General features: G+C 58.2%; 19 protein-coding genes and 2 pseudogenes. 7 read left to right on the top strand and 14 right to left on the bottom strand.

The window, feature by feature from the left end:
* Positions 1 to 2 precede the first annotated feature (2 nt).
* From GSD1FS_RS00575 to GSD1FS_RS00525, 11 genes and pseudogenes are all read right to left on the bottom strand, one after another.
* Positions 3 to 1,034, bottom strand: coding sequence for a prephenate dehydratase (locus GSD1FS_RS00575; protein ID WP_343030148.1), 1,032 nt, complete (start codon positions 1,032 to 1,034; stop codon positions 3 to 5).
* A 12-nt stretch (positions 1,035 to 1,046) separates the two neighbouring features.
* Positions 1,047 to 1,571 carry an alcohol dehydrogenase gene (locus GSD1FS_RS00570; RefSeq protein WP_196424983.1) on the bottom strand — a complete coding sequence of 175 codons (525 nt, stop codon included), beginning with the start codon at positions 1,569 to 1,571 and terminating at the stop codon, positions 1,047 to 1,049.
* Positions 1,572 to 1,696: 125 nt separating this feature from the next.
* On the bottom strand, positions 1,697 to 3,628 hold the full coding sequence (gene typA, locus GSD1FS_RS00565; RefSeq protein ID WP_155587925.1) for a translational GTPase TypA: 1,932 nt from the start codon (positions 3,626 to 3,628) through the stop codon (positions 1,697 to 1,699).
* 157 nt (positions 3,629 to 3,785) lie between these two features.
* Positions 3,786 to 5,198 carry an MFS transporter gene (locus GSD1FS_RS00560; protein ID WP_196424982.1) on the bottom strand — a complete coding sequence of 471 codons (1,413 nt, stop codon included), beginning with the start codon at positions 5,196 to 5,198 and terminating at the stop codon, positions 3,786 to 3,788.
* Positions 5,199 to 5,283: 85 nt separating this feature from the next.
* Positions 5,284 to 6,135: an NUDIX hydrolase gene (locus GSD1FS_RS00555; protein ID WP_246165670.1), complete on the bottom strand. Its 852-nt coding sequence runs from the start codon at positions 6,133 to 6,135 to the stop codon at positions 5,284 to 5,286.
* Positions 6,136 to 6,276: 141 nt separating this feature from the next.
* On the bottom strand, positions 6,277 to 7,116 hold the full coding sequence (locus GSD1FS_RS00550) for a ParA family protein (RefSeq protein ID WP_155587924.1): 840 nt from the start codon (positions 7,114 to 7,116) through the stop codon (positions 6,277 to 6,279).
* 144 nt (positions 7,117 to 7,260) lie between these two features.
* Positions 7,261 to 8,184: a site-specific tyrosine recombinase XerD gene (gene xerD, locus GSD1FS_RS00545; RefSeq protein WP_155587923.1), complete on the bottom strand. Its 924-nt coding sequence runs from the start codon at positions 8,182 to 8,184 to the stop codon at positions 7,261 to 7,263.
* 138 nt (positions 8,185 to 8,322) lie between these two features.
* Entirely contained in the window at positions 8,323 to 8,706 is a 384-nt protein-coding gene (rplT, locus tag GSD1FS_RS00540) for a 50S ribosomal protein L20 (protein WP_155587922.1), read from the bottom strand.
* Positions 8,707 to 8,756: 50 nt separating this feature from the next.
* The gene (gene rpmI / locus GSD1FS_RS00535) at positions 8,757 to 8,948 is read right to left on the bottom strand and encodes a 50S ribosomal protein L35 (RefSeq protein ID WP_155587921.1); all 192 of its coding nucleotides are present in this window, start codon (positions 8,946 to 8,948) and stop codon (positions 8,757 to 8,759) included.
* 35 nt (positions 8,949 to 8,983) lie between these two features.
* A pseudogene (infC, locus tag GSD1FS_RS00530) lies at positions 8,984 to 9,657 on the bottom strand (translation initiation factor IF-3).
* Between the two features lie 243 nt (positions 9,658 to 9,900).
* Positions 9,901 to 10,494 (bottom strand): sugar O-acetyltransferase, encoded by a 594-nt coding sequence (locus GSD1FS_RS00525; RefSeq protein ID WP_196424981.1) that lies wholly within the window; start codon positions 10,492 to 10,494, stop codon positions 9,901 to 9,903.
* Positions 10,495 to 10,564: 70 nt separating this feature from the next.
* On the opposite strand from GSD1FS_RS00525, the gene GSD1FS_RS00520 reads away from it, so the two are divergent.
* From GSD1FS_RS00520 to ybaK, 3 genes are all read left to right on the top strand, one after another.
* A complete protein-coding gene (locus tag GSD1FS_RS00520; RefSeq protein WP_155587920.1) occupies positions 10,565 to 11,290 on the top strand; it encodes a thiamine diphosphokinase in 726 nt (241 codons plus the stop codon).
* 172 nt (positions 11,291 to 11,462) lie between these two features.
* Positions 11,463 to 12,521 carry a type I glyceraldehyde-3-phosphate dehydrogenase gene (gene gap / locus GSD1FS_RS00515; protein WP_155587919.1) on the top strand — a complete coding sequence of 353 codons (1,059 nt, stop codon included), beginning with the start codon at positions 11,463 to 11,465 and terminating at the stop codon, positions 12,519 to 12,521.
* 171 nt (positions 12,522 to 12,692) lie between these two features.
* A complete protein-coding gene (gene ybaK, locus GSD1FS_RS00510; RefSeq protein WP_155587918.1) occupies positions 12,693 to 13,196 on the top strand; it encodes a Cys-tRNA(Pro) deacylase in 504 nt (167 codons plus the stop codon).
* A gap of 119 nt (positions 13,197 to 13,315) precedes the next feature.
* On the opposite strand, the gene GSD1FS_RS00505 is transcribed toward ybaK, so the two are convergent.
* Positions 13,316 to 14,347: a 4-hydroxy-3-methylbut-2-enyl diphosphate reductase gene (locus GSD1FS_RS00505; protein WP_155587917.1), complete on the bottom strand. Its 1,032-nt coding sequence runs from the start codon at positions 14,345 to 14,347 to the stop codon at positions 13,316 to 13,318.
* A gap of 156 nt (positions 14,348 to 14,503) precedes the next feature.
* On the opposite strand from GSD1FS_RS00505, the gene GSD1FS_RS00500 reads away from it, so the two are divergent.
* Positions 14,504 to 15,445, top strand: coding sequence for an aldose 1-epimerase family protein (locus GSD1FS_RS00500; RefSeq protein ID WP_155587916.1), 942 nt, complete (start codon positions 14,504 to 14,506; stop codon positions 15,443 to 15,445).
* Positions 15,446 to 15,594: 149 nt separating this feature from the next.
* Positions 15,595 to 15,669 (top strand): 50S ribosomal protein bL37, encoded by a 75-nt coding sequence (locus tag GSD1FS_RS10310; protein WP_369803150.1) that lies wholly within the window; start codon positions 15,595 to 15,597, stop codon positions 15,667 to 15,669.
* Between the two features lie 93 nt (positions 15,670 to 15,762).
* Here GSD1FS_RS10310 and GSD1FS_RS00495 read toward each other — a convergent pair whose 3' ends face one another.
* Positions 15,763 to 16,128: a hypothetical protein gene (locus GSD1FS_RS00495; protein ID WP_155587915.1), complete on the bottom strand. Its 366-nt coding sequence runs from the start codon at positions 16,126 to 16,128 to the stop codon at positions 15,763 to 15,765.
* The gene (locus tag GSD1FS_RS00490) at positions 16,125 to 16,823 is read right to left on the bottom strand and encodes a sigma-70 family RNA polymerase sigma factor (protein ID WP_155588199.1); all 699 of its coding nucleotides are present in this window, start codon (positions 16,821 to 16,823) and stop codon (positions 16,125 to 16,127) included. Before GSD1FS_RS00490 ends, GSD1FS_RS00495 begins: the two co-directional genes overlap by 4 nt.
* Before the next feature lie 191 nt (positions 16,824 to 17,014).
* On the opposite strand from GSD1FS_RS00490, the gene GSD1FS_RS00485 reads away from it, so the two are divergent.
* Both GSD1FS_RS00485 and GSD1FS_RS00480 read left to right on the top strand, forming a co-directional pair.
* Positions 17,015 to 18,547 carry a UDP-N-acetylmuramoyl-L-alanyl-D-glutamate--2,6-diaminopimelate ligase gene (locus GSD1FS_RS00485; RefSeq protein ID WP_155587914.1) on the top strand — a complete coding sequence of 511 codons (1,533 nt, stop codon included), beginning with the start codon at positions 17,015 to 17,017 and terminating at the stop codon, positions 18,545 to 18,547.
* A 109-nt stretch (positions 18,548 to 18,656) separates the two neighbouring features.
* Positions 18,657 to 19,649, top strand: a pseudogene (locus tag GSD1FS_RS00480) (lipid II:glycine glycyltransferase FemX); the annotation flags it as partial.
* Positions 19,650 to 19,736 lie beyond the last annotated feature (87 nt).

Raw genomic sequence — 19,736 nt, 5'->3', positions numbered from 1 at the left:
ATCTACCACAGCAATTCCTTTCGCACAGCTGCATCATTGCGCCAGTCGGCCAATGCAGGCCTCCCTACGAATCGTACTCCTCCCTGAGGAAGCATCCACTCCGACACGGTTGGGTATGTGCGCTCATTTCGCGGGTACACCGCCAGCGTGCGCACCCAGTCACCGTGCTCGCAGATGTCGGTCAGCGCGTTCACGAAACGATCGTCCCAAGTGGCGGCGTCGAGCGTCGCCAGGAAGCTGTAGGTGTCATCGCGACCTTTGACCGGCCTTGAAATAAGGCTCACCATGTTCAGTTGCGCGTCACGCAGCACGTCAAGCAGATTCGCCAGCACACCTGGGCCTGTGCTCAATGGTATGAACGCGATGATCGATTCGAACCGCGCGTCCGGCTGTTCGCGCACGGCGGCGAGTTCGCGCATGACCTGTTCGCGCGGGGCGATCACCAGAAACTCGGTGCGCGCGCCGTCGAAATCGCCTACATTGCCGCGCACGCGGTGCAATCCGTAGATTTCCGCGCAAATCGATGGGCCGAGCGCGATCTGCCCGGTTTGCAGATCACGGCAGGCGGCCGCGTTCGAAGCCGCTGGCACGGCACGCAGATCATGGGCTCTGGTGAACTGTTTGCACTGCGCGAGCCCGTGCGAGTGCGCGGTGACGACGGTGCAGTTGCGCATGGCCACCTCATCGGCATCTTCGCCGGTCGCGAGCGCCTCCTGCTGAGCCAACTGATAGGTGTCTTGCGTCACGAACGCGTCGAATTGCACTTGCACGCCGACGCGTGTGAAACCGGCGGCGTCATCGGCGTCGATCATCAGGTCGAGATTCGGCACGACGAATCCCTCGACGTTGTTTTCCCACGCGATCACTCCCCAACCGTCGCCATGTTCGACCGCGTGCAGAATCGTCGGAACGTCTTCGCAGGCCGTATATTCGAACTGCTGCTCACCGAAACGCGCGCGAATCTGCTCGCCGGCTTCAAGCGCGGCCTGATGCGTGAACGAGCCTTCGGGCCCAAGGTAGAGTATCTGCGTCACGGTTCGCTCCTCTCACACGGCGTTCGGTTGCAAGTTCTGTGATTTCTGCGAATCCTGCGGATCTTCCGCATCTGTCACACGGCGCGTGCGCTCGGTGGGCATGCGGAAGAACTTGCGCGGGAAGAGCAACAGTATGAGCGGCAGAATAACGCTGCCGTAGAACCAGAAATACCCCACTTTCTGCGACCAGAACGGCAGTGTGGTCGAGTTGAAGCCGACGACGAGCAGCGCGTCACCGCTGTTGGAGGCGTGCGTAGCGATCATGTAGATCGCTCCGGTCATGGCGACCAGATAGAGCGCGTACCCTATTGTGCCGCTGCGACTGCGCGCACTCCACGCACCGAGCGTCACGAGTAGCAGCGATAGCACCAAGCCGTACGGAATGCTGTAGGCGGCTCCCATGCGATGCCCAAGCGTGCCGATGATGCCGAACGCGATGCCCGCGAGCACGTCGATCAGATATTGCACCCACGTCCGCTGCCTGTATGACCACGGCAGGTCATTGTTCACACTCACGTTGTTCTCTTGCTCGCTCATATTCTAGATGGTAGGCGGCGCGCGCGATTTCTCGCATACTGATATCAAAACTGATATCAAAACGGTGTGGGCGGGCAACGTCGTTCCGTTGCCCGCCCACACCGACGGTTATTTATTATTGATTATTACTTGTTATTCTGCTGCGCGTTGGCACGACGCTGCTTCGCACGCCACTTGTACCAATCCTCACGGCCGAGGATGATCTTGCGCACGCGAATCGCCTCAGGCGTCACCTCGACGCACTCGTCTTCGTTGGCGAAGTCAAGCGATTCCTCGAGGCTCATCTTGATCGGCGGGGTCAGCGTTTCGAGCACATCTGCCGTGGAGGAACGCATGTTCGTCATGTGCTTGGCGAGCGTGATGTTCACGTCGAGCTCGTCCGGCTTGTTGTTGATACCGACGACCTGGCCTTCGTAGACCGGCGACTGCGGTTCGACGAAGAAGTTGCCGCGCGCCTGCAGACGCTGCATGGCGTATGGCGTGGCCACGCCCTGACGGTCGGAGACCATCGAACCGTTCTGGCGGGTGACGATCTCACCTGCCCATGGTGCGTAGCCGGCTGCGATGGACGAAGCGATGCCGGTGCCGCGGGTGGCCGAAAGCAATGCGGTGCGGAAACCGATCAGGCCACGAGACGGCACGGTGAACTGCAGGCGCACCCAGCCGGAGCCGTGGTTCGACATGCTGTCCATGCGGCCCTTGCGGGCTGCCATCAGCTGTGTGACCGTTCCCATGTATTCTTCCGGAACGTCGATCGTCGTGTTCTCCATCGGCTCGCACACCTGACCGTCGATGGTCTTCGTGACCACCTGCGGGCGGCCGACGGTCAGCTCGAAGCCTTCACGACGCATCTGCTCGGCAAGCACGGCCAGAGCGAGTTCGCCACGACCCTGCACTTCCCACGCGTCAGGGCGTTCGGTCGGGAGCACCTTGATCGACACGTTGCCGATGAGCTCGCGATCGAGACGATCCTTGATCATGCGGGCGGTGAGCTTGTGATCCTTGCCCTCGGTGCCTGCCAACGGGGAATCGTTGGTGCCGAAGGTCATCGAAATCGCCGGATCGTCGACGTGGATGAGCGGCAGTGGGCGTGGGTCGTTCGGATCGACGATCGTTTCGCCGATCATGATGTCGTTGACGCCTGCGACTGCAACGATGTCGCCGGGGCCTGCGGATTCGACCGGAATGCGGTCGAGGCCCTGCGTGCGCAGCAGCTCGGAGACGCGGAAGTTCTCGATGGAGCCGTCGACACGAGACAAGCCGTAGGTCTTGCCCTTCTCCAACGTGCCGTTGTAGATGCGCACCAAGCCAAGACGACCGAGGAAGTCGGAGGAATCGATGTTCGCGACGTGGGCCTGGAGCGGCGCATCAGGATCGTATTCCGGAGCCGGAATGTTCTTGATGATCGCATCGAACAGCGGTTCGAGATTGTCGTTGTCTGGCAGAGCGCCGTCGGCCGGCTGGTTGAACGAAGCATAGCCCACCTTGGCGGCGCAATAGATCACCGGCAGGTCGAGCAGCGAGTCGAGGTCGAGGTCGACGCCCTCTTCCATAACGTCTTGCGCCAAGCCGAGCAGCAGGTCGGAGGATTCGCCGACGACCTCTTCGATGCGGGCATCCGGACGATCAACCTTGTTGACGCACAGAATGACCGGCAGCTTGGCTTCAAGAGCCTTGCGCAGCACGAAACGGGTCTGTGGCAGCGGGCCTTCGGAAGCGTCGACGAGCAGCACGACGCCATCGACCATCGAGATGCCGCGTTCCACTTCGCCACCGAAATCGGCGTGGCCAGGGGTGTCGATGACGTTGATGGTGATGCCTTCGGGATGGCCGTATTTGGCCGCCAACGGGCCGGTGTATTCCACGGCCGTGTTCTTGGCGAGGATCGTGATGCCCTTCTCACGTTCCAGATCGTTGGAATCCATGACGCGATCGGGAACTTCCTCGCGTTCGTTAAACACATGGGACTGCTGAAGCATTGCGTTGACCAGCGTGGTCTTGCCGTGATCAACGTGAGCTACGATTGCAACATTTCGAATATCGCCGCGAACAGCCATTCAAAAGCCTCTCTCAAAAATTTCTATGTGATTCACATACAGATGTTGGTCATATGTACTCATAGTCGCAAACCAACACGATACTACTCAACTGTTCTGACACAATAAGCGACCTGTATATATAACCAGATATATATACAGGTCGAAAAGCGCAGCATCAATCTTCGAGGGAAGCGCCGGTGCGCTCGGGCAGGAACAGCGCGGCGACGCACGCCAGCACAAAGGCGACGGCGAACACGATGAACGCGACCGACTTGTTCCCGCCTGCCATCGTCAGGAACCACGGCACGAGCAATGGAGCCACAATAGCCGCGATACGACCGACTGCGGCGGCGGCACCGGATGCGGCGGCACGCATGCGGGTCGGGTAGATCTCCGGCGTCACAGCATACATCACTCCCCATGCACCCAAGTTCGATGCAGACAGCAACATACCGAAGCACAGCACCTGCGCCACGGTTGCGGATTGCGAGAACAGGAACGCGGCGATGGCGGAAACAGCGAGGAACGTGCTCAGCGTCTTGCGCCGACCCCAGCGCTCCACGAGGAATGCGGCGAGGAAGTAGCCTGGCAGCTGTGCGATCGAAATGGCGAGCGTATAGCCGAACGATTTCGTCAGCGAACCGAACTGGTCGGCCAGCAGCGACGGCATCCATGTGAACGCGCCGTAATACGAGAAGTTGACGAAGAACCATGTGGCCCATATAGCCACGGTGATACCCAGGTATTTGCGGCTGACGAGTTCGCGCACGCTGATTTTCGCGAGCTTCTTCGCCGGCTTCGATGGCACAGCCTTCACACCGCTCGCCTGCTCGAAGTAACGCACCGATGCCTCAGCACGCTCGTTGTCTCCCCTCGCTTCGAGGAAGCGCACCGATTCAGGCAGGTGACGGCGGGCGATAATAGCGTAGATAAGCGGAATAGCGCCGATAAGCAGTGCCCAACGCCAACCCCAGTCGCCGGTGTTGGGAATCACGAAGTAACCGATCATCGCGGCGAGAATCCAACCGACCGCCCAGAACGATTCGAGCAGAACGGTGATGCGCCCGCGTTGCTTGGTCGGAGAGAACTCCGAAACGAGCGTCGAAGCCACCGGCAGTTCCGCGCCAAGCCCCAAACCGATCACGAAACGCGCCGCCAGCAAAGCGAGCAGCGTCCACGAGAACGCCATGGCGCCATTGGCGAGACCGAAGATAATCATCGTCGCGGTGAACACCGTCTTGCGACCGATTTTATCGGCGAGGAAGCCGCCTAAGGCCGCACCGATCGCCATGCCGATGAATCCGATCGACAACACCCAGGATTTCTGTGTGGCGTCCAAGTTGAAATGCGGGTCGGCTGCGATGGCGGTCACCACGAACGAGACGAGACCGACGTCCATAGCGTCGAAGGCCCATCCGATGCCCGAAGCGACCAAAAGCTTGCGATGCGCCTTGTTAAACGGCAATCTGTCGAGGCGTTCGTTGCGCGTCAGAGTCGTCGCATCGGCGTGAGCCAACGGCTCCCCCGGCCCTGAAGCCGGATTCTCAACCGGCTGCGTTGCGCCGATTCCCAATTCCGCGGTCGTCATAGTTCTCCCCACTGTGTGAATAACTGTGTGAATGTATGGAAAGACAAACGGATATGAGGGTACGTGCCGGTATTCGGCGCACTTGTCAGCGTGTGTGCGGCGTATTCGGCATCAATGCAGACAAAGCGCTCAACTCGTCTGACATGCCGCCGTCCGATTCATGGTCACCGCGACCATAACCGCCGCCGAAGCCGCCGACTTCATCGGCCGAAGCCGTGAAAAGCGTCGGATCGAGCGCCGCCGATTCGAATTCGGAATTGAACCGATACAGCGCGGCTGGCCTTCGTCTGCCTTCACGCAGCACATCGCCGGTGTCTTCAAGCATCTGTGAAGCGAGCATCTTGCGGCGGAAATTCGCCAAATCAAGCTGCTCACCTCGCACCGCCTCGACCACGCTGTGCAACTGACCCAACGTGAATGGCTCGCCGATCAGCTGCCGCACCACGTTCGGAGTGTCGATGCGATGCCGCAGACGCCACAGCGCATAGTCGATGATGCGCGCATGGTCGAACGCCAATTGGGGCAGGTCATTCTGCGCGAACCAGCGCACATTGTGCTCGCTGTCTCGCACATCGAATTCCGCCTGCTCCACCAACGCCCAATAGCAGATCGACACCATCGGAATTCCGCCGCTCGAACGCGACGGATCCCCGAATGTGTACAGCTGCTCCAAATACGTCGGATGCAAATCGGTCGTCGAAGCCAACGTCTCATACGCGGATTCTTCCAGCGACCTGTTCGCCTTCAATGGGCCTCCGGGCAACGCCCACAGTCCTTTGAACGGTTCACGGGTCCTGCGCACCAGCGGCAACCACAATCGACGCCTGCTCACGCCGTCGCGGGTCGCGCGTTCCTCGGATTCCAATGCGAGAATAACCGAGGTCACGCCCACCTGCGGCGGCGCGTTTCGTCGTTCGCTGACATTGCCGATGCCCATCCGCGAATGCTCCCTCTTATCTGTGTCAGTTATACACTAGCAGTAATAGTCACTATGACCATTAGTTAAAGTTCACATATTGAACACTAGTAGTAGAAAATATTTCTGCAATACTCAGTTCCTCAATAATTCGTAGCAAAATCACGCAACAATATTGCGCGCGATCATTTCGCGCGCAACTTCGCGATACTCTTTCGCGGTCTTGTGATTATGCGCGAAATACGTGATCGGCGCCGCCGCCACGTTCGCGTCCGGCAGTTTGATGGAACGCGAGATGACCGAGTGGAACACCTTGTCTCCGAACGCCTCATAGATGCGCTGCAACACTTCGTCGCTGTGCAATGTGCGCGTGAACATCGTGACGAGCACGCCGTAGATCTCGAGCGATGGGTTGATGCGCGACTGCACCTTCTCGATGGACTGCATCAGCAACGCGACGCCGCGCAACGCGAAGAATTCGGCGGCGACGGGAATGATCACGCCGTCGGCGGCGGTCAGCGCGTTCACTGTGAGCAAGCCGAGTGACGGCTGGCAGTCGATGATGATCGCGTCGTATTCCTTGATGATCGGCCGCAGCACCGAAGCGAGGATCTGCTCGCGCCCGACTTCGGTGACGAGCTGCACTTCGGCGGCGGAAAGATCGATGTTCGCGGGAATGATGTCGAGCCCGTCGAATTTGGTGTGCTGAATAACTTCGTGCACGTCCATCTTCGGGTTGAACAGCGCGGTGTAAATCGTGTTCTCCAACGCGTTCGCGTTGATGCCCAAACCAACCGTCGCAGCACCTTGCGGATCGAAGTCGACGATCAGCACGCGGCGGCCGTATTGTGCGAGCGCGCCCGCGATATTGATGGAACTGGTGGTTTTGCCTACGCCGCCCTTCTGGTTGCACATGGCAATGACCCGCGCGGGACCATGCTGCCGCAATGGTTCCGGCACCGGGAAGGTCTCGTATTCACGTCCAAGCAGATCCGTAGGCATACCGTTCACTCTACCAGTTCAGTTCTCCGTCAGCGCCTGTATAAGCACGCCCTGTTCACTCACTAAATACTTAAGTGTAATGCTCCGAGTAGATTGCCGGCGTTCTTTTGGCAATTTGCGTACTATTTCCCCTCACTTTGCGCGTTATTTCGCGCGCGGATGCGAGGTGATGTAGGTTTCGATGAGCGAATCCGGACTCACATGCGTGTATATTTGCGTGGTTTTCACCGAGGCGTGACCGAGCAGTTCCTGCACGGTGCGCACGTCGGCGCCGCCCTGCAGCATGTGCGTGGCGAATGAATGGCGCAGAATATGTGGGTGCAACGGCTTGTCGATGCCCGCCAATGCGCCGGCATGCTTGATGATCTCCCACACTGACTGCCGAGAGAGACGCTTGCCGCGCTTATTCAGGAACACCGCCGTGCGCTCGTGCTCGCCTTTCGCACGATTCTCGAGTTCCGGTCTCCCCTGCGTGAGGTATGTGTGCAATGCCTGTGCAGCGTATGTGCCGAACGGCATGAGCCGCTGTTTGGAGCCTTTGCCGGTGAGTCGCACTACGTGCGCCTCGTAGTCGATGTCGTTGAGATTCAGCCCCACGGCTTCGCTGACGCGGCAGCCGGTGGCATACATGAATTCGAGCAACGCGCTGTCTCGCATGCTCGCCGCGCTGTCTGCGTCGTCGTTCGCTGCCGCCTGCAACAATGCGCTCACTTCGTCCACGGTGAGCACGTCGGGCAGTGTTTGCGCTGATTTCGGCGGTTTTATTGTTTGCGAGACATCGTTACTGGTGAGTCGCTCGGATTGCATGAACCTGTGGAACATGTGAATACTGGCGAGTCTGCGCGCCAAAGAACCTGCGCTCACCCCGTCGTGGGACTGCGCGGCGACGAACTCCTCGATGTCGCGCGCAGTTATGGCGTCGGCTTTGGTGATGCCGCGGTCGCACAACCAGTGCACATATTGATCGAGATCGTTCTCGTACGCCTGCACAGTGGCCGCAGACAGCCCGCGTTCCACGTCGATGTGCGCAAGGAAACGCGCTTCGACCATCGGCAGTTCGCCGTTCATGTTCTCTCCCTCAGTAGTTCTCCTGCGATGTTACATGGTAGCGGATTGCCGGTATTCGCACTGTGTTTGAGCAGATAATACGCGGAAGCAGATAAAGCAAAAGCCCCGCACTCAGGCGGGGCTTGTAAGTCACGATGCTCAGGCAGCGACCGGAGCGTTGACATCCTCAGGCAGAGCGGCCTTGGCCTGCTCGACGATGGCCTTGAAGGTGTCTGGATCGTTCACAGCGAGCTCGGCGAGAGCGCGGCGATCGAGTTCGATGCCGGCCAGACGCAGGCCCTGGATGAAGCGGTTGTAGGTGATGCCTTCGTTGCGGACGGCGATGTTGATGCGCTGGATCCACAGCTTGCGGAAGTCACCCTTGCGAGCCTTGCGGTCGCGGTAGTTGTAGTTGAAGGAGTGCAGCAGCTGTTCCTTCGCCTTGCGATACAGGCGGGAACGCTGACCGCGGTATCCCGAGGCCCTTTCGAGAACTGTACGACGCTTCTTGTGTGCGTTTACTGCGCGCTTGACACGTGCCATGTGATTCCTCTTTTCAGTACGCTTCTAAAAACTTGTTTTGCTTGCGGGGTTCAGCCCAGCAGGCCCTTCATCTTCTTGGCCTGTGCCGTTGGCAGAACACCGTCACGGCTGAGCGCACGACGCTTGCGAGCGGACTTGTGCTCGAGGTTGTGGCGCATGGCGCTGCCAGCGTGCATCACCTTACCGGAAGCGGTAACGCGAACGCGCTTTGCTGCTGCGGTCTTTGTCTTCATCTTCGGCATTGCTGCCCTCCTTGTTGTTCTTCGTGTTTGAAGTATTAGTCGTTGTTGATAGCGGCCTTGGCTGCCTTGGCTTCTTCGGCCTTGGCTTCCTGCTTCGCTGCGAGGCGCGCCGCCTGACGAGCCTGGCGTTCGGCGCGGGATTCCGCACCACGCCTGCGCTGCTCGGACTGCGTGTGCACCTTCTTGCCCTTCGGCGCCAACGTCATGATGATGTTGCGGCCTTCCTGCTTCGGCGCATGCTCCACGGTTCCCAAGTCGGAAACCTCTTCGGCCAAGCGCTGCAGCAGTTCGACGCCACCGATCGGGCGGGACTGCTCGCGGCGCGAAGCATGATGGTGACCTTCACCTTGTCACCGGCGTTCAGGAAGCGCTCAACATGACCCTTCTTGACTTCGAAGTCGTGGTCGTCGATCTTCAGGCGGAAACGAATCTCCTTGATTTCCGCGGTGCTCTGGTTACGGCGTGCTTGACGAGCCTTGATCTTCTCGTTGTATTTGAACTTGCCGTAATCAATCAGCTTGGCAACCGGAGGCTTTGCGTTGGGTGCCACCTCGACGAGATCGAGGTTCGCTTCCTTTGCCAGGTTCAGTGCGACGGAAGTCGCGATGACTCCCACCTGTTCGCCGTTCGGTCCGATAAGGCGTACCTGGGAGACGCGAATCTCGTCGTTAATGCGTGGTTCGTCGCTAATGATGACTCCATTCCTCATATTCGTGCCGGAAAACCTGCGAGGAACACATCAATCGAATCAAGGCATCACAACATAAATCCGAACAATCCTCGGAACTGTTCAAACGCATGCAATGGTTATGTGCATTCATGCATATCAGCCGTCAGGCCGTGCCTTAACCCGAAATCATGATGGATTTCCAGGTGGGTTTCCCACTTTCTTGATTTCTCAAGCCTTGTAGATAATACCACACCCCTCGACCAAATACGTTCGTTGTTCACATCACCTGTTGGGAACGTCGTCTTCGAGCTGACGAATCACCTTCGCGGGAACGCCTGCGACCACGCAATTGCTGGGCACGTCCTTGGTCACGACGGCACCGGCTGCAACCACCACGTTGTTGCCGATCGTCACGCCGGGCAGAATCGTGCAGCCGCCGCCGATCCACACGTCATCGCCGATGGTCACTGGCTTGGCGATGCCCAGGTGCTTACGCCTGCCCATCGGGGAAAGCGGGTGATTCACGGTGACGATCAGCGTGTTCGGGCCGATCATCACATAGTCGCCGATGTTCACCGGTGCGATGTCGAGAATCGTCACATTGTAGTTCGCGAGGAAGTTCTCGCCCACGTGAATGTTGCGCCCGTTGTCGCAGTTGAACGTGGGCAGCACGGTCACGTTCGCACCGGCGGAGCCGAAGAGTTCGCGCACAGCGGCCTCGCGTTCCGCGGACTGCTGCACCGGAATCGCGTTGAGTTTCTGGCAGCCTTCCACCGCATGCAGTTTGCGCGCATCTACCTCGGGATCCCAGAAGTCGTATTCCAAGCCCGCGTCCAGTTTCTCCACTTCGCTCATGCGAGCTGCATCGTCTGCCATATCAAGTCCTTTGTATTCTAAGTATTCAGAAGCTCATTGTAGCTGGCAATCTTCGAAGAGGAGCTGACTCATGGCATACACGACCTGTGTGGTGTTCGGCGCGGGAGAATATTACGATTCGCCGTATTATCTGCCTGGCGACGCGTTCGTGGTAGCTGCAGACGGCGGTTATGACCACGCGCGCGAGCTCGGCGTGCACGTCAACGTGGTCGTCGGAGACTTCGACTCGACCGAAGAAACACGGCAGCACATCGACGCCGAAACGGTGGCGTTGCCGCCTGAGAAAGACGATCCAGATTTGCTCTCCGCACTGAAAGTCGGCTGGAACAATGGCGCGCGCGAATTCCACATCTACGGCGGACTCGGCGGCCGCGTGGATCATACGATCTCGAATATTCAGCAGCTCGCACTCGTCGCCTCGCATGGCGGCATCGCCTATTTGCACGGCAACGGGCAGATCGTCACGGCGATTCATGACTCCACGCTCACCTTCCCCACACATGAAGTCTCGCGCACGCAATACGTGTCGGTGTTCGCGCACACCGACACCGCCACGGGAGTGTGTGAACGCGGGCTGAAGTATGAGCTCAACGATGCGCAGCTCAATAATCTGCAAGTCAATGGTCTGAGCAACGAGTTCGTGGATTCGCTCGAAGCCAGCATTTCGGTGGCGCACGGCATGCTCACGATCGTGTTTGACGACACGTCGCCGCTGCCCCGCCTGACCGGAGCACAGCCGCATGGTTCGCTTGGCGAGCCCTCCACATCGGTCAGCAGCGCGCTGTCTCACCGTTGACGCACCGAGTGTTGTCTCAAATTCTCGAATGCATACGTTCGCAAGGAATTCCAACGTCTCACGGCACGCGAACAAACGCGTGAAGTCAAACAACGCCACTAGAATAAACGGTGTTGGTTAACCAAGCCAGCGGGTGCGAACATTCGCTGGCTGTTCCCAAAGGGAGAACTACATGACAGTAAAGATTGGTATCAACGGCTTCGGTCGTATTGGTCGTCTCGCCTTCCGCCGCATTTTCGAACTGCAGGAGAAGGGCGGCGAAGCTGCCGACATCGAGGTCACCGCTATCAACGATCTGACGTCGCCGTCCGCTCTGGCTTATCTGCTCAAGTACGACAGCACCCACGGTGTGTTCAAGCACGTTGACAGCACCCCGGTTGACGTCAAGGCCACCGACAACGCCATCGTCGTTGACGGCAAGGAATACCCGGTCTATGCTGAGCGCGACGCTCGCGACCTCAAGTGGGTTGCTAACGACGGCGTTGAGTTCGTGCTCGAGTGCACCGGCTTCTACACCTCCGCTGAGAAGTCCCAGGCTCACCTCGATGCAGGCGCCAAGAAGGTCCTGATCTCCGCTCCTGCCAAGGATGAGACCACCCCGACCGTCGTCTTCGGCGTGAACCACGACATTCTGAAGAAGGACGACAACATCGTGTCCGCCGGCTCCTGCACCACCAACTCGATGGCTGCAATGGTCAAGCTGCTCAACGACAAGTGGGGCATCAAGACCGGCTTCATGACCACGATCCACGCCTACACCGGCACCCAGATGATCCTTGACGGCCCTCGTGGCAACAAGGAAGGCCGTGCTCTGCGCGCTGCCGCCATCAACACGATTCCTCATTCGACCGGCGCTGCCAAGGCTATTGGCAAGGTCGTTCCTGAGGTCAACGGCAAGCTCCAGGGCCACGCTCAGCGTGTTCAGGTTCCGGATGGCTCCATCACCGAGCTCTTCACCGTGCTCGACAAGCCGGCTACCACCGACGAGATCAACGCCGCATTCAAGGATGCGTTCGCTGATTGCGCTTACTACGGCTACAACGATGAGGGCATCGTCTCCGGCGATATCGTTGGCGACACCCACGGTGGCGTCTTCGATCCGACGCAGACCGACGTCAACTCCGTTGACGGCGTGACCATGGCTCGTACCGTTGCCTTCTACGACAACGAGTATGGCTTCACCTCCAACATGGTGCGCACGCTCGAGTACTTCGCTGAGATCTCCGAGTGAGCTGATTAGCTGAAAAGCTGAATGTAAAGGGTTCGGACCTGGTGGTTCGGACCCTTTTCATATTGTTCATATTGTCATATCTCTTCATGTGTTTGCTGCATCACATGCATCAGCTCACTGTTTTATGATGCTCGACAAACAGCATGAAGGCAGCATTCTATACTGGCAACCATGGGTAAGAAGAAGAAAAGCGCGGCCACGCCAGCCATTCGCCAACTCGAAGACGCCAATATCCCATTCACCCTGCATGAATATGTGCACGAGGCCAGCGATGAAGGCTACGGGCTTGAAGCTGCGAAGAAACTCGGCTACGACGAAGCGCAGGTGTTCAAAACGCTGATGGCCGACACCGGCGATGAACGTGTGATCGGCGTGGTGCCGGTCAATGGCCATATGAGCCTCAAGGAACTGGCTCATGCCGTAGGCGCCAAGAAAGCGGAAATGGCCGATCCGAAAGTCGCGATGCGTGAAAGCGGCTATGTGGTTGGCGGCATCTCTCCACTCGGCCAGAAAACCCATCACAAAACCGTGCTCGACGAGTCGGCGTTGAATTTCGATGAGATTCTCGTCTCCGGAGGCAAGCGCGGACTCAGCCTGGGAGTCAATCCGCACGATCTGCTGGCAGTGCTCAATGCAACGACCGCGCCGATAGCCACGCAGAAGAAGTCATATTAATCATCGGGAAAACAATATGTGACGTCGGCGGAACGCTTCTCGCTTACGAGGCGACATTAGTGGGGCATCTGCGAGGTATCACATCGGAAAATCGTTGGAAAATCAACCCCCATATATGCCTATATAGTCACTAATGTCGCCTTGTAAGCGAAATACCCGGTCAGCAGCCCAAACTCACTGTTTTTGCGCAATGCGGCGGGCAGCACGAAGTGCATGTTTTCCTCTATTGTCGTCACGCTGTCCACTTCGGTGAATCCGTAACCTTGCAGAGCTTCCACGAGCCCCTGCACAAGCGTGTCGGGCACCGATGCGCCGGAAGACACGCCCACGGTCTGTACGCCGTCCAGCCATGCGGGGTCGAGTTCGCCGGCGTCGTCGACGCGATGCGCACTCCCCCTGCCTGCGAGCGCCTCGTTCGCCACTTCCATCAGTCGCACGGAATTCGAAGAGTTCGCGGAGCCGACGATGATCACGCAATCCGATTGTTCGGCAACGAGTTTGACGGCGGCCTGCCTGTTCGACGTCGCGTAGCAGATGTCTGAGCTCGGTGGCAGTTCGATCCACGGGAAGCGTCGTTGCAGTGCGGCGATCGTGCCCGCAGTCTCGTCGACGCTCAACGTGGTCTGTGTGAGCAGCACAAGTTTGGTATCCGAAGAGAAGTCGAGATCATCAACGTCTCCCTCATGTTCGATCAAATGCACGTGCTCCGGCGATTCGCCAATCACACCAACCGCTTCATCGTGCCCGCGATGCCCGATGTATACGATTTCATAGCCTTCGCGCACGAATCTCAGCACTTCGCGATGCACTTTGCTCACGAGCGGGCAGCTGGCATCTACGACGCTCATGCCCAGTTCCTGTGCCTCCTTGACCACTTGCGGAGACACGCCGTGTGCCGAGAACACCACCGGAATTCCTGCTGCGGCGGCTTCAGGTGGAATCTGCGAAAGTTCGTCAACGAACACCGCACCTTGGCGAGACAGTTCGTCGACCACGTGCTTGTTATGCACGATCTGCCTGCGCACATACACCGGCGGCAGCCCGTCTTCACGCGATTGTGCCGTGTTCAGAATGGTCTGCACCGACTGGATCGCACGATCCACACCGGCGCAGAATCCGCGCGGATTCGCCAGAATAATACGTTTTGCCATCAGGAGCCTTTCCAATCTGTTACATCATAACCGAACGCCACTATTGCGGCCGCCTCATTGCGCCGCGCTCCGCAACCGTTGGCGCACACGCTGGCATACAATGAAACGGATGCTCGACGTTGGGCATTGAGGTTTCTTTTGATGACTGGAGTATGTATGACTCTCGATTTGCCGCGCACAGGTCAGCAATTCTCGATTTCACACGGTGACTACAGCGCTGTGATCACCGAACTCGGCGCCACACTGCGCGTGTTCCGTTACCAAGGCAGCGATGTGACGGTGGCGCTTGGTCCCGACGACATCGTGCCATGCTGCGAGGGGCGCCCGCTCATCCCGTTCCCGAACCGTTTGGCACATGGCGAATATGATTTCGACGGCCAGCACTACCAGCTGCCGATCAATGAGCCGGAACGCGACAATGCGATTCACGGATTCGGCATGAACTATTACTGGACTCTTGAGAAACTCACCGAGAGCAGCGTCACGCTGAGCTGGCGCGTGCCGCTCATGCCCGGCTACCCGTTCTCGCTCATCGTGTTCATGACCTACACGCTTGACGACAACGGTTTGCACATCAGCTGCGACGCCCACAACCACGGCACCGGACCTGCTCCGTGGGCGCTGGCTTTGCACCCGTGGTTCGCCAATGGCGAGGACGCGCACGGTGACGCGATCGATGCCGTCACCGCCCGCTGCTCTCTTGAGATTCCGGCGAACGTGCATGTGCTGGCCAACGAGAACCTGGTTCCCACCGGCACCGAGCCCGTTGACGGCACGAAGTTCGACTTCCGCAAGGAACGCCTGCTCAACGAGCAGCCGTACGACGATGCACTGACCGGCTTGACTCACGCCGCTGATGGCACGGTGACCGCCGTGTTCACTCGCCCTGACGGACGTCGCGTGGCGATTATCGGCGACGAGAGCATCACGTCGTTCCAAGTGTGCACCGGCACAGGCTTCCCTGAGGCGATTCATCCGGCCGGCGTTGCAGTCGAACCGCAGACCGCATATGCGAACGCGTTCAACACGAAAACCGATCTGATTGAGATCGCTCCGGGAGGCACTGCGCACACCACGATCACCTACCGCGTGCTCTGACCTGCACTTTGCGACCAATATATATGGTCGCAAAAGAGAACAAGTCCGTTGCCGCCAGTACAGTATGGTGATTGTGTCAGTGACTCGCACGTCTTCGCGACATGCGATAATGCAGAAGGCACATGACGGCTTTAGAAAAGGAGTCCCTTATGGGTATGCGCGGACGTAAGCGTAAGGCTCGCCGTAAAAAGGCAGCAAACCACGGCAAAAGGCCAAATGCCTGAGCAGCTGTGAGAAGAGCCCCGCAGAATATTCTGCGGGGCTCTTCTGTATTTCTCTATCTCTATATTTCTATAGATTTTTCTGAAGTCTGCGATCTAGTTCAGATCTTCGCGATGGCGATGATGAATAATCGTATGCGAGGTGATCACCGTATGCTCGGTGATCATTTCACCACAGCATCTATCAAGCGTGAGCTTCAGCTTCTCATACAAGCATTCCGGTGCTTCCTCCGGCCGCAGATACGCCTTCATCGCGGCGATCATCACCTGTTCACGTGGATCACAGCATGATGCCGGGTCGAAACAATCCCCCGCACACACATCACTCTGCGTGCTACCTGCACTGTTTGCAGAGTTCGCAGAATCTACAGAGTTGTCGCGGGACTTGGTAATCTTCCCAGCTTCTGCGTTTTGTGCCGTCTCATCATGCTCATCCAAAGGCTGCGACATGCCGTTATTCATTGCTTCGCCTTTCCTTGAGCTCCAACTAGTTCCTTCTCGCGAGTCTGTGCTCGCTGTGTTTCACTATTTGTCTCAACGGTTTTGGCGCTGGTTTTATTTCCACGCTTCGAACTGCGCGTCGACGTTTTGGCCGCTTTGCCATAGCCGCGTGCCGCCGCATACTCCGACAGTTCCTTGCGAAGCTGCGTGCGCGCGCGGTTCAGACGGCTCATCACCGTGCCGATTTTGATGCCCTGCTCGTCGGCGACCTGCTGGTACGACTTGCCGTCGATCGCCGCGTCGATGAACACCTGACGGCGTTCCGGCGGCAGCTTGTCGAGCGCGGCCATGATCTCGTCCGGCGCGAACGCTTCCAAATACTCCTGCTCTGCGGAACGCAGACCTTGTGAAGAGTGTTCGGAGGCGGCGAAAATATCCCAATCGTCATATTCGCCGGTCGAATCATTCGCACGCTGCGGCCGACGCTTCGCCTTCGCATACTGGTTGAAGAACGCGTTGCGTTCAATCGTCGTCATCCAAGCTTCGAAATTCGAGCCTGGTTTGAATGTGTCGAACGCCTTGAAGCCACGCTCGAAGGTGTCTTGCACCAAATCCTGCGCGTCTTCCGGATTGTTCGTGAATTTCATCGCCTGTCGGTAGAGCGCGTTCACGGCAGGCATGGCAAGCTTTTCAAAGCGCGCCCGCTTTTCTTCCATTGTTTCTTGTTCAGTCTCGCTTGTTTCGCTCACACCTGTATTGTACGTGAAGAGGGCAAACATGTTCGTTCGCCGTTCGAGATTGTACGCAGGCGTTGTTTCGCGACCCATATATATACAGGTCGCGAAAAATGCAGCGCAATGCATGGTGCACGGTAGAATCTCAAGACAGCGTAACAAGGAGAATACGAATGTCTTTGACTTTGCAATCCGCGGCGCATGATCTGCTCGCCGAAAATCTGCTTCATGAAATCATCACGACGGATGGCTGGACTCTCGACGCCGCCTCCGTTGCCGACAGCGACACCCCGTTTTCCGCGATCACCTACGACACGCGTAAGGTGACGCCCGGCTCGCTGCTCGTGTGCAAGGGCAACTTCGACCCGAAATATTTGGCTAAGGCGAACGAGCTCGGCATGGCTGCATATGTGGCCACGCAGGACTACAGCGACTACACGGACGTGCCGGGTCTCATCGTGGACGACGACAAGAAGGCGCTGAGCGTGCTCGCGTTGGCGTTCTACGACCACCCCGATCGCGAGCTCGAACTGATCGGCATCACCGGCACCAAAGGCAAAACGACCACCGCGTATTACACGCACGCGATCATCAATGAGATGAGCGGCAACACGACCGCGCTGTTCTCCTCTGTGGACAACTGCGTGGACGGCGTGCACTATGTGGAGTCTGATCTGACGACCCCGGAATCTCTCGACGCGGTGCGCATGATGCGCGAGGCAGTAGATAACGGCATGAAATACTTGGTGATGGAGGTGTCTTCGCAGGCATACAAAGTCAACCGCGTCTACGATTTCCATTTCAACGTGGCAGCGTTCCTCAACATCTCCCCCGATCACGTCAGCCCGATCGAGCACCCGACACTCGAAGATTATCTGTGGTGCAAGAGGCAGATTATTCGCAACACCGACATGCTCGTGCTCGGCGCGCACAGTCACCACGAAGATCTGCTGTTGCAGGACGCCGCTCTGCACAACGTGCCGGTGAGCACGTTTGCGCTGGACGACAGCGCCGCGAACGTCACCGCCAAGCCAGTCGATGATCAGCACACGAGCTTCGAATTCTTCGTCGACGGCGCGTCGATCGGCACGCTGAGCCTTGCCATGCAAGGTGATTTCAACTATGCGAACGCAGCTGCGGCGGTGGCGATCGCGCGCGACGCCGGCATCGACGTCACCGATCCGCGCGCGTTGCAGTCATTGAGTGATCTGCGTATTTCAGGTCGTATGGAAGAGATGCGCGACGCTCACTCGAATACGCTCGCAATCGTCGACTATGCGCATAATTACGCGTCACTCAAGGCGTTGCTCGACTTCGTTGACCAGCGCTACGGTGATCAGCACCCATATATCACACTGCTCACCGGTTCGGCGGGTAATAAAGCGTATGACCGCCGCTCGGGCATCATCGAAGCTGCGCAGAACCGAGTCAACGAGATCATCCTCACGCTCGAAGACACCGACACAGAACCTGTGGAGCAGATCTGCGCGCAGATGGCGAGCTATGTGACGAATCCGAATCTCGACGTGCAGACTATCTATGATCGCACGGAGGCGGTGAATCATCTCGTCGAAGAGGCGCGCGCCCGCGACGGCTTCAACATCGTGCTGCTCATCGGCAAGGGTGATGAGCGCTGGATCAAGAACCGCAACATCCACACGCCGTACGAGGGCGATTCGCAGATCATCTCCCGCATGTTCGCGTAACGCGCCGTGTGCGTTGCGTGCTCAGCTGGCAATGCGCACAGTCGCATACAATGAATAGTTAGTCAATCAGAACAGTTAGTTATTCACCTAACGTCTTTGGAAGGATTCCATGATCACCATCGAACGCGTCTCCCCTGCCGTCATGGAGCAGGAAGCGCAGAACAACAACATTGAACTTCCCATCGAGCAGACAGAAGTCTGGGAGGATTTCCAAGCGGGCATTGCGGGACGCCGCCCATGGGGAGCGTTGCTCGTGCGCAGCAACGACAATCTCGTGGCGGTGATTTCGCTGATCGACATGGAAACCCACGGCTACCACTATCTGCGTGCCATGCACGGGCCGGTTTGGAAGACGAAGCCGACCGAAGCGCAAGAACAAGCCGTCATCAAAGCACTCGTTTCGTTCGTCAAGAGCCACGACAGGCATGTGGCGTTCCTGCGCATCGACACGTGGTTCAGCAACGGCACGTTCCCAGTGCTCTCCACCGTGCCATATAACGAGACGGTCGTGCTCGACGTCACCGGCGGAGATGACGCCATTCTCGCACGTATGAAGGGACGCGGCCGCCGCGACGTGCGTAAGGCGTTGCGCGAAAGCCCCGCCGAAATCGCGGATGAAACCGAGAAAGCAGCCAAAGACTTCAGCGAATACTACGCCGTCATGGTCGAAACCGCGAAGCGCGACGGTTTCACGCCGGCGCCGATGACCGACTACACCGACATGATCAAGGCGCTTGGCCCGAACCACTGCCACGTGTTCGCCGCGCGCATCGACGGCAAGGTGGTGGCGTGGTCCCTCGTCACGTTGCAGGGCAAGACCGGCGTCTACTACTACGCATCGATGCTCACTTCGGTGCGTCGTCTGCATGTGCCCGATAAGCTACTCTATTCGGTGGCATGCATGCTCGGCGAGGCGGGGTACGAGAAACTCGATCTGATGGGCATCGGCAACGATTTCGCGCCGTCATTGAAGTCGCTCAACGAGTTCAAAACGAAGTTCACCAAGGAGACCACCCAGCTTGCCGCGGGTCGAGACGTGCCGGTGAAGAAGACCTTCTACAGCATGCTTCGTCTGCTGCAGTCGCTGCGTCACAAGATGCAGGGCAAGAAGCAGGGCAATGCCGACAAAATGGCGATCAAGAAGGCAGCCGACCAGAAGGCGCATGAGGCAGCCGAGTCGAAGAAAGCC

The organism is Bifidobacterium canis, from assembly GCF_009727065.1.
Classification (GTDB): Bacteria; Actinomycetota; Actinomycetes; order Actinomycetales; family Bifidobacteriaceae; genus Bifidobacterium; species Bifidobacterium canis.
This window is presented reverse-complemented; position numbering and strand designations above follow the sequence as displayed.

What these genes read in the sequence shown, in the direction of transcription:
- GSD1FS_RS00485 (WP_155587914.1), top strand. Translation starts at nt 17,015, where the DNA reads ATGTCTTTGACTTTGCAATCCGCGGCGCATGATCTGCTCGCCGAAAAT.
- GSD1FS_RS00495 (WP_155587915.1), bottom strand. Translation starts at nt 16,128, where the DNA reads ATGAATAACGGCATGTCGCAGCCTTTGGATGAGCATGATGAGACGGCA.
- GSD1FS_RS00555 (WP_246165670.1), bottom strand. Translation starts at nt 6,135, where the DNA reads ATGGGCATCGGCAATGTCAGCGAACGACGAAACGCGCCGCCGCAGGTG.
- rplT (WP_155587922.1), bottom strand. Translation starts at nt 8,706, where the DNA reads ATGGCACGTGTCAAGCGCGCAGTAAACGCACACAAGAAGCGTCGTACA.
- GSD1FS_RS00550 (WP_155587924.1), bottom strand. Translation starts at nt 7,116, where the DNA reads ATGCCTACGGATCTGCTTGGACGTGAATACGAGACCTTCCCGGTGCCG.
- GSD1FS_RS00570 (WP_196424983.1), bottom strand. Translation starts at nt 1,571, where the DNA reads ATGAGCGAGCAAGAGAACAACGTGAGTGTGAACAATGACCTGCCGTGG.
- GSD1FS_RS00560 (WP_196424982.1), bottom strand. Translation starts at nt 5,198, where the DNA reads ATGACGACCGCGGAATTGGGAATCGGCGCAACGCAGCCGGTTGAGAAT.
- GSD1FS_RS00525 (WP_196424981.1), bottom strand. Translation starts at nt 10,494, where the DNA reads ATGGCAGACGATGCAGCTCGCATGAGCGAAGTGGAGAAACTGGACGCG.
- ybaK (WP_155587918.1), top strand. Translation starts at nt 12,693, where the DNA reads ATGGGTAAGAAGAAGAAAAGCGCGGCCACGCCAGCCATTCGCCAACTC.
- gap (WP_155587919.1), top strand. Translation starts at nt 11,463, where the DNA reads ATGACAGTAAAGATTGGTATCAACGGCTTCGGTCGTATTGGTCGTCTC.
- GSD1FS_RS00500 (WP_155587916.1), top strand. Translation starts at nt 14,504, where the DNA reads ATGACTCTCGATTTGCCGCGCACAGGTCAGCAATTCTCGATTTCACAC.
- GSD1FS_RS00520 (WP_155587920.1), top strand. Translation starts at nt 10,565, where the DNA reads ATGGCATACACGACCTGTGTGGTGTTCGGCGCGGGAGAATATTACGAT.
- GSD1FS_RS00505 (WP_155587917.1), bottom strand. Translation starts at nt 14,347, where the DNA reads ATGGCAAAACGTATTATTCTGGCGAATCCGCGCGGATTCTGCGCCGGT.
- xerD (WP_155587923.1), bottom strand. Translation starts at nt 8,184, where the DNA reads ATGAACGGCGAACTGCCGATGGTCGAAGCGCGTTTCCTTGCGCACATC.
- GSD1FS_RS00490 (WP_155588199.1), bottom strand. Translation starts at nt 16,823, where the DNA reads ATGGAAGAAAAGCGGGCGCGCTTTGAAAAGCTTGCCATGCCTGCCGTG.
- rpmI (WP_155587921.1), bottom strand. Translation starts at nt 8,948, where the DNA reads ATGCCGAAGATGAAGACAAAGACCGCAGCAGCAAAGCGCGTTCGCGTT.
- typA (WP_155587925.1), bottom strand. Translation starts at nt 3,628, where the DNA reads ATGGCTGTTCGCGGCGATATTCGAAATGTTGCAATCGTAGCTCACGTT.